We start from the raw sequence: 16930 nt of genomic DNA, 5'->3' as shown, positions 1-16930 counted from the left end.
ACTTGTGATCAGTAAAACTATTTTTCTGTTAGCCAGTGCCCTAGCCATCATGTGCTGGGTACGGCTTTTGCTACAGTGGGGAAATTTGCCTTTTTTACATCCGCTGGCGCAATTCAGTGTACGAACAACCAATTGGCTAATACGTCCTTTACGCAGAATCGTGCCACCTCTAGGGAGATGGGATATCGCCTGCGTTGTGGCTACCCTAATTATTTATTTTCTGGCTTCCGTTATTAATCTCATTACCACTTTCGGCTGGACACAGCCAGATATGCGTAGCATAGCAGCCAGTTTATTTTCCAGTGTTCTGTTTTCACTCAGAGCCATGTGTTACGCGTTGTTCATCGGTCTGGTATTACGAATGTTTTTAAGCCTGTGCAAGCCATATTCAGTGCTTTTATTGACCCTACAGCGCATTTTCACCCCTCTTACCCGCCCTTTTGCTGTACTGCGCTTAGGTAAATATGATTTTTCTGCGACAGTGATTCTAATTGTATTATGGCTATGTCTAGATTGGTGGTTACCGCTAGCAGCAAATAAAATTTCATACTGGCTGATTAGTGGATAGTGTTGTCTAATGCAAATTTACGAATAGATTATAAAAACATGCTATCATGCCCGAACTTTTTTAACAGCCTGACAACTGGTTTATGTCGTTCAAAAACAGAGCTAGTTGTCAATTCCTGAGCTAATTGCTTAAATGAGCTACGCAAAAGAAAGACTGTATAATGGCTAAACTCACTGAACAAGACATCCAAGCCTGGAACGGCCCTGAAGAAGAGTACATGAATGAAGAACATCAAGCCTTCTTCCGTGATTTGCTGCTGAAACTTCAGGATGAGCTGATTCACAATGCCAATAATACTGCCGGTCATTTGCAGGAACAATCTACCACTCCAGATCCGGCAGACCGTGCGACACTGGAAGAAGAATATGCTCTGGAGCTGCGTACCCGTGACCGCGAACGCAAACTACTTAGCAAAATTCAAGCCTCTTTACGTCAACTGGATGAAGGGGATTATGGCTTCTGTCAAGATACCGGTGAACCTATCGGCCTGAAACGCTTACTGGCTCGACCGACTGCAACTCTGTCTGTCGAAGCACAGGAAAGGCGTGAGCGAATTAAAAAACAGTTTGTGGACTGATACTGAATTGATAAGCACCAAAAAACGCTTTCTGAAATAGAAAGCGTTTTTTTATTTGCCGCCAGAAATATTGTTCCAACTATTCCGCTTATCAAGCTTGCAATTATAGGCAGTGTCTCAGACTTTTTTTGCCACCAGTAATTCCCATATCACCAGACAAAATCAAACCTAAAAAAATTAGATTTCTACAAAGCATTTACCCTGTAGCAGTAAAGCTTTTACCGGCGCAAAATCCTGACGATGCTGGGGTAATACCCCAAATTGCCGGAGAGCAGCCAAATGTGCGGCCGTACCATAGCCCTTGTGCCGGTCAAAACCATATTGAGGGTATTGCTGGTGCAACGCATACATTTCTGCATCCCGTGCCGTTTTAGCCAGAATCGAAGCTGCCGACACAGCAGCTATTTTCAAATCCCCTTTTACCACAGCTTCTGCCGGCAAGGTTAAATCAGCAGGTATGCGATTGCCATCTATCCAGACTTTGCTAGGAACAGTATGCAAATTCATCACCGCACGAGCCATCGCGCGCATAGTGGCAAACAGAATATTATACTGATGAATTTCACTGACATCGGCTGCGGCTACAGACCATGCAGTTGCCTGCTGTTTAATCTGTATCGCCAGCTCATCACGTTTTTTTTCAGATAATTTTTTGGAATCAGTGAGACCGGGTAAATCATAATTTGCCGGCAGAATCACGGCTGCGGCATAAACACTGCCCACTAAAGGGCCACGTCCAGCTTCGTCCACACCGGCATGAGCGGGTAATACACCTAAATCGAAGCTCATACCTGCCCCATAGCGTGCTGGAGCACAGCCTGTGCAGCTAGTTCGTCAGTGTTCAAACGCAACTGCTGATGCAGTGCCAAAAAATCTGTTCGCAAGCTTTCAATTTGCTGTGGCGATTCATACCATTGGATCACCGCCTGAGCCAGCTTCTGCGGAGTAGCATTTCCCTGTAAAAGCTCCGGCACCACACCTCTGTCTAACAAAATATTAGGCAGCCCAACATAAGGCACTTTAATTTTATGTTTTACATAAGCATAGGTTAATGGCGATATCTTATAACTGATTACCATTGGACACTGGCACAAAGCAACTTCTAGCGTGGCCGTACCACTGGTTACCAGAGTCACATCAGCAGCCTGACATGCCATTTCCGCATGCGCAGACATCAATCGTACTGGCAGTTTTTGCCATGCCGGCTGCGCCAGTAAAGTTTGCATCCGCTGACGCGTTGCTGCAGTAGCCAGTGGCATTAAAAACTCAGCCTGCGGATAGCGCTGGCGGATGATTTCGGCTGCCTGTAAAAACAATGGCGCCATAAAATCAATTTCACTCACCCGACTACCCGGCATTAATACAAATACCGGAGCCTGCTCAGGTAGTTTCAATTGCTGACGTCTGGCCTGACGATCAACCTGCAACGGCAATGTCTGCGCCAGTGGATGACCGACAAAACGCGCTCGCCCGCCTGCTTGTTGATATAATTCCGGCTCCATCGGAAACAAACACAGCACTTCATCAACTTGCCTGACGATTTTTTTTACACGCTTGCGCCGCCAGGCCCACACAGACGGGCTAACATAATGCATAGTGGCAATACCGGCATGTTTTAAACTTTCTGCCACACCCAGATTAAAATCCGGCGCATCTATTCCTACAAACACCTGCGGTCGAATCGTTTTCAGTTCATGAATTAGGCCTCGGCGAATGGCCAGAATTTCCGGAAGTTTTTTTACAACTTCTACAAAACCACGTACCGCCAGCTTTTCCTGATCATATAAACTGCGAATACCTGCAGCAAGCATACGCGGCCCACCGATACCCACAAACTGCACATTTGGATAGCGGGCACGTATGGCATTCATCAGATGGGCGCCAAGCAAGTCACCGGATGCCTCTCCAGCACACAAGGCTATGGTTAACGAGGGCAGTTCAGTTGCAGTTTTATTCATAGCGGGATAGCATAGTGATAAACAGCTCTCAGAGTCAGGCTTTAAAGATTACCAGTTTAACAGGCGATATCTACCTGTAAAAGGATAAGGCTATAAAAGCTAAAAGCCCAAGCAAAGGGCTTGGGCTTTTAATCTGGGGTGGCTGATGGGGCTCGAACCCACGACAACTGGAATCACAATCCAGGGCTCTACCAACTGAGCTACAGCCACCATTAAAACTTTTCAAACTTGGTGCGCCCGACAGGAATCGAACCTGTAACCCCCGGCTTAGAAGGCCGGTGCTCTATCCGGTTGAGCTACGGGCGCGTACTCTCAAATCTATCCGGATAAGGATTCAGTCGATGTGGTCGGGGTGGTGGGATTCGAACTCACGACCCTCTGCTCCCAAAGCAGATGCGCTAACCAGGCTGCGCTACACCCCGACGAGAGAGGCGAACTATACAGCTCTGAAAAACCATCGTCAAGAGGTAAACCTAATTTTTTTGCCATATTTTTGAAATATTGCCGATTTATGGTTGCACACAATCAATAAAAGCAGATGAAAGCAAGGCTAAAAAATGCGACAATGCCATTTTTCTGAGTTTCAGCTGCTGGTTGCCCGCCAACAGCCTCTTTATTTATCTTTCTGTCTGGAATTAGCTAATGACCGCTCAACTCATTGATGGCAAAAAAATTTCCGAACAAATTCTGCAAAAACTCGCGGGTCGTGTGCAGCAGCGGCTGGATAATCAGTTACGCCGTCCTTGCCTAGCGGTCGTACTGGTAGGCGAGGACCCAGCCAGTGCTGTATATGTGCGCAATAAAAAACGTGCCTGCGAAACCATCGGCTTTGAATCACGCAGTTATGAACTACCTACTCAAACCAGTGAATCAGAATTGCTGGCACTCATTGATGAAATGAATGCAGACAAGGGCGTAGATGGTATTCTGGTACAGCTACCTTTACCAAAACATATAAATGGTCAGCTAGTACTAGAGCGGATTGTGCCGCATAAAGATGTCGACGGATTTCATCCGTATAATGTAGGCCGTCTGGCAGTAAAGATGCCGCTAATGCGTCCGTGCACACCGAAAGGTGTAATGACCTTACTGGAAGCTTATCAAATTGATGTAGCCGGTAAAAAAGCTGTAGTAGTAGGTGCATCAAATATCGTTGGCAGACCGCAGGCTTTAGAGCTTCTGTTGGCTCGAGCCACGGTTACAGTTTGTCACAGCGCGACGCAGAATCTGGCACAGGAAGTCGCGGCAGCCGATATTGTTGTAGTGGGTGTAGGCCAGCCGAATTTTGTCAAAGGTGAATGGATTAAACCTGGCGCAATCGTCATAGATGTAGGAATAAATCGGTTGGAAAACGGCCAGTTATGCGGTGATGTAGCATTCGCCAACGCTAGAGAGCGTGCAGCAATGATAACTCCAGTGCCAGGTGGCGTCGGCCCCATGACAATCGCCTCTTTGATGGAAAATACGCTGCAAGCTGCTGAACTACACGATACTCAACTAAACTGAATTTCCTTCAGGTCTGATTCGGAAATCAAATGAGCAGCAAACCTGTACAGACAGCAATCAATTTTGCAAAACTGATCTGAAAACTCAGGTTAGCATTAACATTTTACCAATCAGTCCATTAGCCAACATATCTTCGTATAAACAACAGAATAAAACCAAATGGCGTAAAAAACGCCATCATAACCGGAAAACTCTGCCAAATAGCATGCGAATCCAGACAATGCTGGCACGATTAATGAAATGGCTGTTATGGTTTATTCAACAACATAAAGTGATATTGATTCAATGTATCAGTTTTTCATCGACACTTGGGCTGCACTGCGTATGCAGTTTTACCCTAAAACGCATTATCGTTATTCGCCGTTTGTCTTTATTGCCGTACTCTTGGCATTAGGCCTAATGAGTATTGCGAACATGTCACCCTTTCTCGGACATCAATCGGGTATCAGTGCTTTTATTATGGTATTAACTGTATTGCGCTGGGCGGTTCTGAGTTTTTCCATGCAATCTATTCTTAGCTACTACAACCGGCAGCCCGGACAATGGTATGGTTACATACTGGTCACGGAAGCACTAACTCTGCCCATGGTAGCTATACTGTACTTTCCACACGCATTAGCCATGCCCGGAATGGCGTGGATGATCTGGACCATAGTGGTTCAAGTAGGTGGTTTTGTCCGCATTAGCCAGCAGAATGTATTTAAAGTAGCCTTGGCTTATATTGTCTATTGTTTCATCACTTGTCTAGCCGGCAGTGTAATTCTATTAATTTTCAGCGGCATGGGTTGGTTAGATTTAAACACTATGGCACAGTCTTTCCAGCAAATGGTCACACTGCCTGCTGCCGAAAACGGCTTACGCTGAACAGATGAGGAATTAAGCTGGTTCCGCTATAATAATACATGGTGTTTTTAATGCGAATCAGATAATTGAATTAACCAATTTTGCATTCCAAACTTGAAATTTACCTAATCAGTTTTGTTGATTTGAAAAGGAATAAGCATGACGTTAAAAGTTGCCATTAATGGTTATGGCCGCATCGGCCGCCAGATATTGCGTGCCATCTATGACTATAACCTGCGCAACCAGTTTGAAATTGTCGCGATAAATGCCAGTGGCACATTGGAAACCAGTGCCCATCTGACAAAATTCGATACCGTTCATGGCCGTTTCACCGCAGATGTTTCATTTGATGATGATGCTTTAATTATCAACGGCGACCGCATCCGCTTTTTCGCTACTCGCAATCCGGCAGAACTGCCCTGGGGTGAATTAGGTATTGATCTGGTACTGGAATGTACTGGTGCATTTACCAGCAAAGAAAAAGCTAGCGTCCATATACAGAGCGGTGCTAAGAAAGTTTTGATATCCGCTCCCGGTGGTTCTGATGTAGATGCCACTGTAGTATACGGCGTGAATCATCAGGTACTCACACCAGAAATGACTGTAGTATCCAATGGTTCTTGCACAACTAACTGTCTGGCTCCGGTAGCCAAAGCTATTAATGACGGACTGGGCATGGTGAAAGGTTTGATGACAACCATTCATGCATTTACCAACGATCAGGTTCTGACCGATGTACGGCATAAAGATTTACGTCGTGCCCGTAGTGCAGTGGAAAACCTGATTCCAACCAAAACCGGTGCCGCCAAAGCTTTAGGACTTGTACTGCCGGAATTACAGGGCAAATTCGACGGCTTCTCTGTGCGTGTACCAACTATTAATGTTTCACTGGTAGATTTAACTTTTGAGGCAGCTCGCGACACCAGCATTGAAGAAGTGAATGCCATCGTTAAAGCGGCCAGTGAAGGCAGTATGCAGCATATTCTGGGCTATAATAGCCTACCATTGGTTTCAAGTGATTTCAATCACTTGCCTCAGGCATCTGTATTTGACAGTACCCTCACCAAAGTTACCAACGGCAATATGGTAAAAGTACTGGCATGGTACGATAATGAATGGGGCTTTAGCTGCCAGATGCTGAATACCGCCCGCGCTATGTTCAACATGGAAGTGACACCGTTCGCCTGAGCTACGCTCAGCATAATGGCAGGCTGTCTGAAACCATGTAGTTTTCAGGCAGCCTGAATACATTTATGTATGTCCTAACGCATAAACAAAATCACAAATCTTAGCGTATCACTATCCACGTAATATTAAGATCTGGTCGCTAAACCTGACACTTTTATTAATTTAAATTCCAAGCAAACAAATCGCTGATTCTCCATTTTGCTTCCTTGAGGCACAGATTATGCTTAACTATCATTTGCAACCCCACTCACTGACCCAGCATTTGTGGCATGTTCGTCTCAGTTTCACTCAGCTCGATAATCAGAATTTCACCTTAAGCCTACCCAACTGGCTGCCCGGTAGCTATATGATTCGTGACTTTGCCCGCCATATCGTTACTTTAACGGCCAGTTGCAACAACTCCCCCGCAACAGCAGAGCAGATAAACAAAAATACATGGTCTTGTAAAGGACTGGCAGGTAAATGGGAAATCAGCTATCTGGTTTATGCTTTTGACAGTTCTGTACGTGGATCATTTTTAAATACCGAGCGTGGCTTCTTCGATGGTGCATGCCTGTTTTTACGCCACAATCAACGCCAGCAGGAAGCTTGCCAGTTAATTATCAGCGGTCTGCCGGAAAACTGGGATATTGCTACCACTATGCCCGCGGCTTCATTGCCTCGGGTTTATCAGACTGGCAACTATCGTGCATTGATAGACTATCCGGTTGAAATGGGCTATCTGTTGCGTCTGCCCTTCACTGCGGAAGGCATCGAACATGAGATTGTCATTAGCGGACATTTTTCTCAGTTTGACCAGCAACGTCTCGTCCAAGATGTTGCTAGAATATGCGCCTGTGAAATAGCTATGTTTGACGCACCGCCACCTTTTGAGCGTTACAGCTTTCTATTGCACGTCGGCAATGGCATTTACGGCGGGTTAGAACATAGATCATCATCTGCACTGATGGCCGACCGGCATGATCTGCCGCAGACAAATGGCAAAAACAGCGAAGCTTACATTACTTTATTGGGATTATTCAGCCACGAATATTTCCATGCATGGAATGTAAAATCCATCATTCCAGCTGCATTTGCCAATAATGAATTGAACACCGAAGCCTATACCCATCTCTTATGGGCTTTCGAGGGCATCACTTCCTACTACGATGATTTGTTTCTGGTGCGCAGCGGCGTCATTACACCAGCTCAATATCTGCATTTACTAGCCAAAACTATTACACGAGTGCAGCAGGGAGCGGGACGACTTAAGCAAACTCTGGCTGAATCCAGCCTTACCGCGTGGACCAAATACTACAAACAGAATGAGAACAGTGCCAATGCCATTGTCAGCTATTACCAGAAAGGGGCTTTGGCTGCCATGTGCCTGGATCACCATATTCGCCAGCACACCAACCAGCAGAAAAATCTAGACGACGTGATGCGCGCACTGTATCAAGACTGGCGGCAGCGAGGATTAGGTCTGGCTGAAAATGAGTGGCTCAAAATCGCGCGCGACACAACCGGTATTGATTTAACACAAGTTTATCAGCAGTACATCATGACCACATCTGATTTACCTATGGCTGAAAAATTACATCAGACTGGTGTATCACTGCATTGGGCTGCTCTGCCACTCCAGCATGGGGGCGCTTACATAGAGGAGCCTACAGCCAGCGAACAGACTTGTGCCGATTTAGGTGCACGGTTTAAGCCTGCAACACTCGGAATCACCATGCAACAAGTATTCAATCAGGGTAGTGCAGAAAATGCTGGCCTGAGTGCCGGTGATCAGCTCATCGCACTCAATGATGAAATCATTACGGACTTTAGCACGCAGTGGGCACGTATCCATATTGGCGAAACGGTACGAATTCACTTTATCCGAGATGGCCTGCTGCGACAATCCAGCTTATTGGCTCAACCGGCAATAAACGATACAGCCCTGCTGAGTATTGACAATACACAGCTGTTACAACAATGGTTGCAGCCACAACGCCGAAAATAACCGCCAGACTGAAACAATAATTTTATTTTTACAAATATCCTAGATTTAATGCAAGCTGATTTACATCTGACTCTTGTCCTGCCCGGTTTACTGTGGCCGCATCAGGATATTATCGTGCCGGTAGTACCATTACCGGCATTGGATAAGTTACGCCGTTGGGGTCAATTTTCCGCAAAAACCTCTAGTAGAAGCCAGCTTTTCCGTCAGTACCTGTGGCAAGGTTCATGGGTACAACAGGTATGTGGGCAGTATAACCTTGATTCGAGTGGTGACAGCCTAATTGCCACACCCATCAGCCAGATAGCCGGAATGCATCAACTGCAATATATTGATGGAAAATCTCTTTCTTTATCCATAGAAGAAGCAAGCGCTTTCTGTAGTGTATTGAATAAATGGTTACAGGCAGAAAATTGGCAGTTTCATCCGGTAAAAGCCAATTTGTGGCTGTTGACCTCCTCACAAAGAATGGCATTTAGCGTGCCATCGATACTGGATCTCGGTGGCAGCATTAACTCAGAAGTAAAACCAACTGGTACCGATGCACCCTTAATTTTACAACGACAGACCGAACTGCAAATGCTGCTGTATCAGCACCCGATCAATCAGCAACGCAGTGCCCGCGGCCTGCCTACCATCAACAGCTTATGGTTTGAGCCAGACAGCGCAGGCACAGCAGACAACAAAATTCCGTTGTATACCAATAGCTCTTGGGCAGTTAATACACATGAGCTACCCGCTAATTATGCTGCATTAGCAGATACCGTGTTTGGCAAAGATAAAAATAAAATTGTGTTGTTTAATGATGTATTATGCACAGCCGTCAATCAGGGCGATGTATACCTTTATACCCAGATACTGCAACAATGGGAGCAGGACTGGTGGCAACCCTTGTTAAACGCACTGCAAAACAAGCAACTTCGGCAGCTAAATATTCATTGCGAAAACGGCCTGCTTCAAATACGTAAACCCTGGCTAAACTTTTTCCGGCATAAAGCCAAACCATTTAACGGATTAAGTCTATGAAGCCCGCCTGCATTGTTACCCGTCCGGTAGATACCCATGCCGAACAAACCCTACTAGCACAGGGCGTTGAACCCTTACTGGCAAGATTGTATGCCACACGCGCCATTAAAAATAAACTTGAAACGGAATCCAGCCTGTCTGCCCTGCTGCCATTTCATAATCTAAAGAATATTCATGCTGCCAGTGAACGCTTGGCACAAGCAATCACACGACAAGAAAAAATTCTGATTGTGGCTGATTATGATGCCGATGGCGCTACTGCCTGTGCTCTGGCTATGCGAGGCTTACAGGCCATGGGCGCCATAACTGACTTTTTCGTACCAAATCGTTTTGAGCATGGATACGGACTGACAGCAGAAATTGCTGAGCTTGCTGCTCAGGCCGGCGCCGATTTGCTGCTAACAGTGGACAATGGTATAGCCAGTGTAGATGGTGTACAGCGTGCACACCAACTGGGTATGGATGTATTGATTACCGACCATCACTTACCCGCCGAGCAATTGCCTGAATGCATTATTGTTAATCCTAACCAGCCCGGTGATGAATTTCCCAGCAAAGCACTGGCCGGTGTCGGCGTGATGTTTTACGTACTGATGGCCTTGCGTCACCATTTGCGTCAGCACAACCAGTTCAGCCAAGTTCCCGAACCAAATCTGGCACAATGGCTTGATCTAGTTGCATTAGGTACCGTTGCCGATGTCGTCCCCCTTGATCAGAATAACCGTATTCTGGTCGCACAGGGGCTCAAGCGCATGCGTGCCGATAAAATGCAACCCGGTATACGCGCCCTATTTCAGGTAGCCAAACGTAAAATACATCAGGCTCAGGCATTCGATCTGGGCTTTGCCATTGGTCCGCGGCTAAATGCTGCCGGCCGGCTGGATGATATGAGTTTAGGCATAGCCTGCCTTTTATCAGATGATATACACAACGCAGCAAACTTAGCGGAACAACTGAACGATTTAAACCAGGAGCGCCGGCAAATACAACGCAGCATGCAAGATGAGGCCAATTTGCAGCTAGCAGACATTAATACCGAAAGTAGTTTCAGTATTGTCGCCTATCACAACAGCTGGCATCAGGGCGTCACCGGCATTGTTGCCGGCCGTTTGCGCGAAACCTTTCATCGACCGAGCATTGTGTTTGCACAAGCTGAAAACGGCATACTGCGCGGATCTGGTCGCTCCATCTCTGGTCTGCATTTGCGTGATGCTTTAGATATGGTCAGCAAAAGACAACCGGAAATCATCCAGAAATTCGGCGGACATGCCATGGCTGCTGGATTAAGCATTGCCGAAACACAATTACCCGCTTTCCGGCGTGAATTTGAAACAGTATGCCGGCAACTTATCCAGCCAGCCGATCTGAATCAAACATACCAGACCGATGGTTCATTAGAACCCCAGCATCTGAATTTAGCCACAGCCCAGCAACTGGCAGCGTTGGTGTGGGGGCAAAGCTTTCCCCCTCCCTCTTTCTGCGACGAATTCAACGTTGTCAGCCAGCAATTTGTTGGCACTGGTCACGTAAAGGCAGTGTTACGCAAGAGCAACTGCGAATGTGAAGCCATGTTTTTTCGGTGCAACGTCACTTTGCCTGAACGTATTCGCGTGGTTTATCGGCTTATTGCCAATGAATGGCGCCAGCAACTTGAATTACAGCTATATGCAGATTACTGGGAAAATTGTACCTGAAGAGATATTGAGGCTGTTTAAATACATAAATTCACTTATAATTAGCACAATCAAACATTAACATGGCTTTTTTTGCGCTCCTGTATCTGTAATTGGCCATTACGCCACAAACAGATAGGCTAAAAGGAAGAGCAGCCAGATAAATGCACCATTAACTAAGTGTAAACTTAAAAAGAGATAAAGACAGGAATTAACTGGTATGAGTGTAGGATTGATTCGAGTTTTATATAAGCACCAGATTATCGATGCAGAAAAAGCTGAAAAACTGCGTCAGGAGCTTGAGCAGAAACGTCCAGTTATACCGATGCTGTTGCAGTCTGGTGTCATCGATGCTGACAAACTGGCCACCTTCCTGTCCAAGGTATTCAGTATTCCTTACCTCAATCTGGAACTATATAACCAAAGCCTTGTACCGCAGGACTTAATCAATCTGAAAATCATGCAGCAATATATCTGCGTGCCCATTTTCAAACGTGGCAATCGTCTGTTTCTGGCTGTATCTGACCCCACTTCCATTCAGCATTATCAGAAAATTGCCACAGATGCCGGCTGCATCCTGAATCTGGTTATTGTACGCGATGATCAGCTGCGTCAGATACTAGAGAATCTCGGACAGGAATCCACCAGCCTACTAGAAGGAATGGACACAGTTGGTGATGCTGAAGCAACAGGCAATAATGCCATGTCTGCCGATGATGAGGACGGTGAAAACGGACCTGTGGCCAGATTTGTCTTCAAAGTATTGAATGATGCACTCAACAGCGGCGCCTCAGATATTCACTTTGAATTTTACGAAGAAATGGCAAGAGTACGTTTTCGTATTGACGGGCAGCTACGGGAAGTAGTGCGTATGCCACTGAATATTAGAAACCAGATTGCCTCCCGTATTAAAGTGATGGCTAAACTGGACATTTCAGAAAAACGTATACCTCAGGATGGCCGAATACAGATTCAATTCCGCAAAGGTGCCAAACCGATTGATTTTCGTGTCAGCACCCTTCCGACCCTGTTTGGTGAAAAAATTGTGATGCGTATTCTGAATTCGGATGCTGCTACTCTGAATATCGAACAGCTCGGCTTCGAACCATTTCAGAAAGAATTACTGCTGGAGGCCATTCACCGGCCGTATGGTATGGTACTGGTTACTGGCCCAACCGGTTCCGGTAAAACTGTATCCCTTTACACCTGCCTGAATATTCTGAATACCGACAGTGTGAACATTTCTACTGCAGAAGATCCTGCGGAAATTAATTTACCCGGTATCAATCAGGTAAATGTAAATGATAAACAGGGACTGACATTTGCCGCAGCCCTAAAATCTTTCCTACGTCAGGATCCAGACATCATCATGGTGGGGGAAATCCGGGATTTAGAAACGGCCGATATTGCCATCAAAGCAGCACAAACCGGTCATATGGTATTTTCTACCCTGCACACCAATAATGCGCCTGCCACCTTATCACGTATGCTGAATATGGGGGTTGCTCCATTCAACATCGCAAGTTCAGTGAATCTGATTATGGCACAGCGTCTGGTTCGACGTTTATGCACCTGCAAAGCACCAGCCGAACGGCCACCAGAATTCGCACTCAAAAAAGCCGGTTTCTCTGATGAAGATCTAGCTAAAGAATGGACATTTTATCGGCCGGTAGGCTGTGAGCGCTGTAAAGGCAAAGGTTACAAGGGGCGCGCTGGTGTTTATGAAGTAATGCCTATCAGTGATGAAATGCAGCGAATCATCATGAACAATGGTAATGAAGTCGATATCAGTAAGCAGGCGCATAAAGAAGGACTGGTCGATTTGCGTCATGCTGGTCTGCTTAAAGTTATGGAAGGCATCACTTCGCTTGACGAAATTCTAGCCACCACCAACGATTAAATCCATCGCCTATTTATCTAATTAATACAATACTGTGAGAAAAACCATGAACAAACCAGTAGCAGTATCCAAAGCTAAATCTACCGGCATCAGCTACAGCTTTGAAGGAAAAAACATCAAAACTGAGCAGATTGTACGCGGCGAAGTAGTGGCAAAAGATGAGGCAGAAGCCCGTGCCAAACTTAACCGAAGACAGATTCGTGTAATTCAGATTAACAAAGTCAAAAAACAGCGTCAGAAAAAAATCAGTCCGGCGGATATAACAGTCTTTACTCGACAATTATCAACCATGATGAAATCCGGTTTACCGATGATGCAGGCTTTTGATATCGCAGCCAAAGGCCACTCAAACCCTGCTATGACCCAAATGCTGATGCAAATCCGTTCTGATGTTGAGCAGGGTACATCATTAGCTGATTCTTTTGCCAAATATCCAAAGTATTTTGATCGATTTTATTGCAATCTGGTACGTGCAGGCGAAACAGGCGGTGTATTGGAAGCCATATTAGATAAACTGGCCGTATACAAAGAAAAAACTCAAGGAATCAAGAAAAAGGTTAAAAGTGCTTTGACCTATCCGGTAGTAGTGGTAGTTGTCGCAATTGCACTGGTAATCGTCATGATGATGTTCGTTTTACCATCATTCGGTAAAGTTTACGAAGGTATGGGCGTTCCTCTGCCAGGACTTACACAATTCATGATGAATATTTCTAATTTCTTTGTCCACTTTGGTGTATTTATTATCATTGCACTCATTGCAGGTGTAATTGGACTAATAAAATGGTATCAGAACTCAGATGATTTGAAAAAACGTTTTGATTATATGTTATTGAAAATGCCCATTTTTGGCCAAATCGTACGTAAAGCCACAATTGCCCGCTGGGCGCGCACAACAGCAACCTTGTTTGCTGCCGGCGTCCCCTTAGTAGAAGTACTTGACTCAGTTGCCGGAGCAGCGGGCAATATCAAATATGAAGAAGCGACACAGGAAATTCGGGCCAAGGTTAATCAGGGTATCTCCCTCACCTCTGCCATGCAGGCTACTGAATTATTTCCCAATATGGTAATGCAAATGGCCTCTATTGGCGAAGAGTCCGGATCACTTGATGATATGTTAAATAAATCAGCCGAATTTTATGAAGAAGATGTAGATACTGCTGTTTCACAGCTATCATCTTTGATGGAACCCATTATCATGGTAGTACTGGGTTTGATCGTCGGTGTTATTCTGGTTGCTATGTATTTACCACTCTTCAACATCGGTAATGCAGTAGGTTAAGATCAGATGTTATCAGATACACTGTTTTTCTCCATCATCGCATTAATAACAGGTTTAGCTGTAGGCAGCTTTCTGAACGTAGTCATCTACCGTCTGCCGATCATGATGGAACGCAGCTGGCAGGCTGAAGCACGAATGGCATTGCAATTACCGGCAGAAAATTTTGCCCGTTTCAATCTTTGCGTACCCCCGTCAGCCTGCCCTCATTGCCAGCATAAAATTCGCTGGTGGCAAAATATACCATTGATAAGCTATCTTATCTTACATGGTCGTTGTGCTGCTTGTGCAAAACCGATTAGCTCTCGCTATTTCTGTGTTGAACTGCTTACCGGACTAGCGTTTGCCGCAGTAGTATGGCGCTATGATGTAACACCAGTTGCCGCCGGTGGTCTGGTTTTGACAGCTGCGTTGATAACATTAACATTTATCGATGCTGATACTCAGCTCTTGCCAGATCAGATTACTTTACCATTACTGTGGCTGGGATTACTGTTTAATTGGTATAGTGAATTTGTATCCTTATCTGCAGCTATATGGGGAGCAGTAGCAGGCTATATGAGCTTGTGGTCACTGTTTTGGCTATTCAAGCTCATAACCGGAAAAGATGGCATGGGTTATGGTGATTTTAAACTGCTGGCTGCTCTAGGCGCATGGATGGGTGCTGCTGCATTGCCATTAATTGTATTTATAGCTGCTATTGTTGGCATCATTGCCTCTTTGATACTCAAAGTTGCCCGCAGTCAGCCAATGGCTTTTGGCCCGGCTCTAGCCATCTCCGGCTGGATTGTTTGGATGGCCAACAGCCAAATTAGCCAGCTCATTCACTGGTGGTTGCAACTTTCTGGATTCGATGCATGACAATCTGGGTTGGACTAAGCGGTGGAATTGGTAGCGGTAAAACCACTGTAGCCAGTTGTTTTGCTAGCTTAGGTATACCAGTAATAAATGCCGATGAAATAGCCCATCAGCTTACTGCACCACATGGTTTGGCATTACCTGAAATCAAAAAACAATGTGGCAGCCAGCTATTTCTGGCAGACGGCAGTCTGGATCGGAACCAACTGCGTAACTGGGTATTTGCTGATTCAACTCATCGCCAACGACTGGAAAACATTCTTCATCCGCTCATCTGGCAAGGGTTGCAACAGGCCAAACAGCAAATTTCTCCAGACAAACAATATGGCATTATTGAAATACCACTACTGGCGGAAAAACCCGAATTTCAAAAACTGGTGCAGCGTATACTTATCATCGAAGCTCCTGTTAATCTTTGTATACAAAGAGTTCAGCTACGTAGTGGTCTAGACGAATCCGCAATACGTGCTATTATGGCGCAACAGGCTGACAGCAAGAGCAGAAAAGTTATTGCTGATGACACAATTACTAATGATGGCAACCGGCCACAACTTGAGCAGGAAGTCCTGAAGCTCCATCACTTCTATCAGGCTTTACCACCATCCACGTTATGACAGATATAATCCATTTCGAACATCCCTTGTCCGAGCGCGTGCGGAATTTTTTACGTATCGCCTACTTGTTCAGGCACTTTCATGAAGTCGTAGTACGCAAGGAAGTCTGGGCACATCACTGTGCATTGTTTTCACTGTTTGAAATCATGGAAGCTGCCGCGCGTGCCGAGCTCAAATTGGATATTCTACAGGAACTGGAACGTCAAAAAGGTCTGGCACGACAACGGGGTGAAGATGGTAAGGATGCACTGGAAACCATTCAGACGGCAATATCTAATCTACAGAATGTTCAACAGAAATTTGGACAACATCTGCGCGAAAATGAATGGCTGATGGCCATCAAACAAAGAATATTTGTACCTGGCGGTACCAGCCCATATGATTTACCCTCATATTATTACTGGCAGCAGAAAAATCCAGAAGAACGCGAAAGCCAGCTACGACAATGGATTCAAAGCCTGCTCCCAACTTATGAAGCCATCAGCCTACTACTGGAAATCCTGCGTCACAATAGTCTGTCGGTAGAGTGTGTAGCAAATGCAGGCAGCTATCAGCACAACAGTTTGGGGCAAAATATCCACTTGCTTGGTATTAATGTTGCCCAGCATGAAACAGCTTTGCCAGAAGTTTCTGCTAATAAATATTTCACCCATATTCGCTTTTTACAAGCATCACAACAACAGGCACGCGGATTAGTACTGACCACCGACATTCCGTTCACGCTCGTAATGTGTAGCTTCGATGCAGTAATCAAATAATGACTGAAAAAATCATCACCGTTACTTGTCCTACTTGTGGCCAAAACGTCGCCTGGATTACAGCAAACCGTTTCCGGCCGTTCTGTTGCGAACGCTGTAAAATGATTGATTTGGGAGCATGGGCCAGTGAAGGCTATAACTTGCCGGCAGATGAAGATCAACCTCTGAGCGAAGAACTCAAACCATCAAAGCATTAACCTA

Annotated in this window: 16 protein-coding genes and 3 tRNA genes; 14 read left to right on the top strand and 5 right to left on the bottom strand. The window is 45.5% G+C overall.

The annotated features are described in order from the left end of the window. Window positions 1–4: 4 nt before the first annotated feature. Both J3U75_RS10295 and dksA read left to right on the top strand, forming a co-directional pair. Complete coding sequence (locus tag J3U75_RS10295; protein ID WP_267392015.1) at window positions 5–568, top strand: YggT family protein; 564 nt, start codon at window positions 5–7, stop codon at window positions 566–568. Window positions 569–728: 160 nt separating this feature from the next. Next, window positions 729–1145: an RNA polymerase-binding protein DksA gene (gene dksA / locus J3U75_RS10290; protein WP_100140828.1), complete on the top strand. Its 417-nt coding sequence runs from the start codon at window positions 729–731 to the stop codon at window positions 1143–1145. A gap of 177 nt (window positions 1146–1322) precedes the next feature. Here dksA and rnhB read toward each other — a convergent pair whose 3' ends face one another. The 5 genes from rnhB to J3U75_RS10265 form a co-directional block, all read right to left on the bottom strand. Then, window positions 1323–1934 carry a ribonuclease HII gene (gene rnhB, locus J3U75_RS10285; protein WP_100151381.1) on the bottom strand — a complete coding sequence of 204 codons (612 nt, stop codon included), beginning with the start codon at window positions 1932–1934 and terminating at the stop codon, window positions 1323–1325. Further along, a complete protein-coding gene (gene lpxB, locus J3U75_RS10280) occupies window positions 1931–3103 on the bottom strand; it encodes a lipid-A-disaccharide synthase (protein ID WP_267392014.1) in 1173 nt (390 codons plus the stop codon). The genes rnhB and lpxB overlap by 4 nt, the downstream gene beginning before the upstream one ends. A gap of 134 nt (window positions 3104–3237) precedes the next feature. Further along, window positions 3238–3313, bottom strand: a tRNA-His gene (locus J3U75_RS10275). Window positions 3314–3332: 19 nt separating this feature from the next. Continuing rightward, window positions 3333–3409: transfer RNA gene (locus J3U75_RS10270), tRNA-Arg, on the bottom strand. 38 nt (window positions 3410–3447) lie between these two features. After that, a tRNA-Pro gene (locus J3U75_RS10265) sits at window positions 3448–3525 on the bottom strand. A gap of 220 nt (window positions 3526–3745) precedes the next feature. Here J3U75_RS10265 and folD point away from each other — a divergent pair. The 12 genes from folD to yacG all read left to right on the top strand — a co-directional run bounded on the left by folD (window position 3746) and on the right by yacG (window position 16926). After that, window positions 3746–4609 carry a bifunctional methylenetetrahydrofolate dehydrogenase/methenyltetrahydrofolate cyclohydrolase FolD gene (gene folD, locus J3U75_RS10260; RefSeq protein ID WP_267392013.1) on the top strand — a complete coding sequence of 288 codons (864 nt, stop codon included), beginning with the start codon at window positions 3746–3748 and terminating at the stop codon, window positions 4607–4609. 285 nt (window positions 4610–4894) lie between these two features. Beyond that, window positions 4895–5473 carry a hypothetical protein gene (locus tag J3U75_RS10255; RefSeq protein WP_267392012.1) on the top strand — a complete coding sequence of 193 codons (579 nt, stop codon included), beginning with the start codon at window positions 4895–4897 and terminating at the stop codon, window positions 5471–5473. A gap of 138 nt (window positions 5474–5611) precedes the next feature. Continuing rightward, window positions 5612–6640, top strand: a complete 1029-nt coding sequence (gene gap / locus J3U75_RS10250) for a type I glyceraldehyde-3-phosphate dehydrogenase (protein ID WP_100151384.1) — start codon at window positions 5612–5614, stop codon at window positions 6638–6640. Between the two features lie 220 nt (window positions 6641–6860). Next, entirely contained in the window at window positions 6861–8627 is a 1767-nt protein-coding gene (locus tag J3U75_RS10245; RefSeq protein ID WP_267392011.1) for a M61 family metallopeptidase, read from the top strand. A 48-nt stretch (window positions 8628–8675) separates the two neighbouring features. Then, window positions 8676–9650, top strand: coding sequence for a hypothetical protein (locus J3U75_RS10240; protein ID WP_267392010.1), 975 nt, complete (start codon window positions 8676–8678; stop codon window positions 9648–9650). Then, window positions 9647–11344, top strand: coding sequence for a single-stranded-DNA-specific exonuclease RecJ (gene recJ, locus J3U75_RS10235; protein WP_267392009.1), 1698 nt, complete (start codon window positions 9647–9649; stop codon window positions 11342–11344). Before J3U75_RS10240 ends, recJ begins: the two co-directional genes overlap by 4 nt. A gap of 199 nt (window positions 11345–11543) precedes the next feature. Continuing rightward, window positions 11544–13223, top strand: coding sequence for a type IV-A pilus assembly ATPase PilB (gene pilB, locus J3U75_RS10230; protein ID WP_267392008.1), 1680 nt, complete (start codon window positions 11544–11546; stop codon window positions 13221–13223). A gap of 46 nt (window positions 13224–13269) precedes the next feature. Further along, complete coding sequence (locus J3U75_RS10225; protein ID WP_100156468.1) at window positions 13270–14502, top strand: type II secretion system F family protein; 1233 nt, start codon at window positions 13270–13272, stop codon at window positions 14500–14502. A 6-nt stretch (window positions 14503–14508) separates the two neighbouring features. Continuing rightward, window positions 14509–15360 (top strand): prepilin peptidase, encoded by an 852-nt coding sequence (locus J3U75_RS10220; RefSeq protein ID WP_267392007.1) that lies wholly within the window; start codon window positions 14509–14511, stop codon window positions 15358–15360. After that, window positions 15357–15971, top strand: a complete 615-nt coding sequence (coaE, locus tag J3U75_RS10215; protein WP_267392006.1) for a dephospho-CoA kinase — start codon at window positions 15357–15359, stop codon at window positions 15969–15971. Before J3U75_RS10220 ends, coaE begins: the two co-directional genes overlap by 4 nt. A 5-nt stretch (window positions 15972–15976) precedes the next feature. Then, complete coding sequence (gene zapD / locus J3U75_RS10210) at window positions 15977–16729, top strand: cell division protein ZapD (RefSeq protein WP_100140881.1); 753 nt, start codon at window positions 15977–15979, stop codon at window positions 16727–16729. After that, window positions 16729–16926 (top strand): DNA gyrase inhibitor YacG, encoded by a 198-nt coding sequence (yacG, locus tag J3U75_RS10205; protein WP_267392005.1) that lies wholly within the window; start codon window positions 16729–16731, stop codon window positions 16924–16926. Before zapD ends, yacG begins: the two co-directional genes overlap by 1 nt. Window positions 16927–16930: the final 4 nt, after the last annotated feature.

It is taken from the genome of Snodgrassella sp. B3088, assembly GCF_026535815.1.
GTDB lineage: Bacteria > Pseudomonadota > Gammaproteobacteria > Burkholderiales > Neisseriaceae > Snodgrassella > Snodgrassella alvi_E.
Note: the sequence above shows the minus strand (reverse complement) of the source record. Positions and strands in the feature narration are given on the sequence as shown.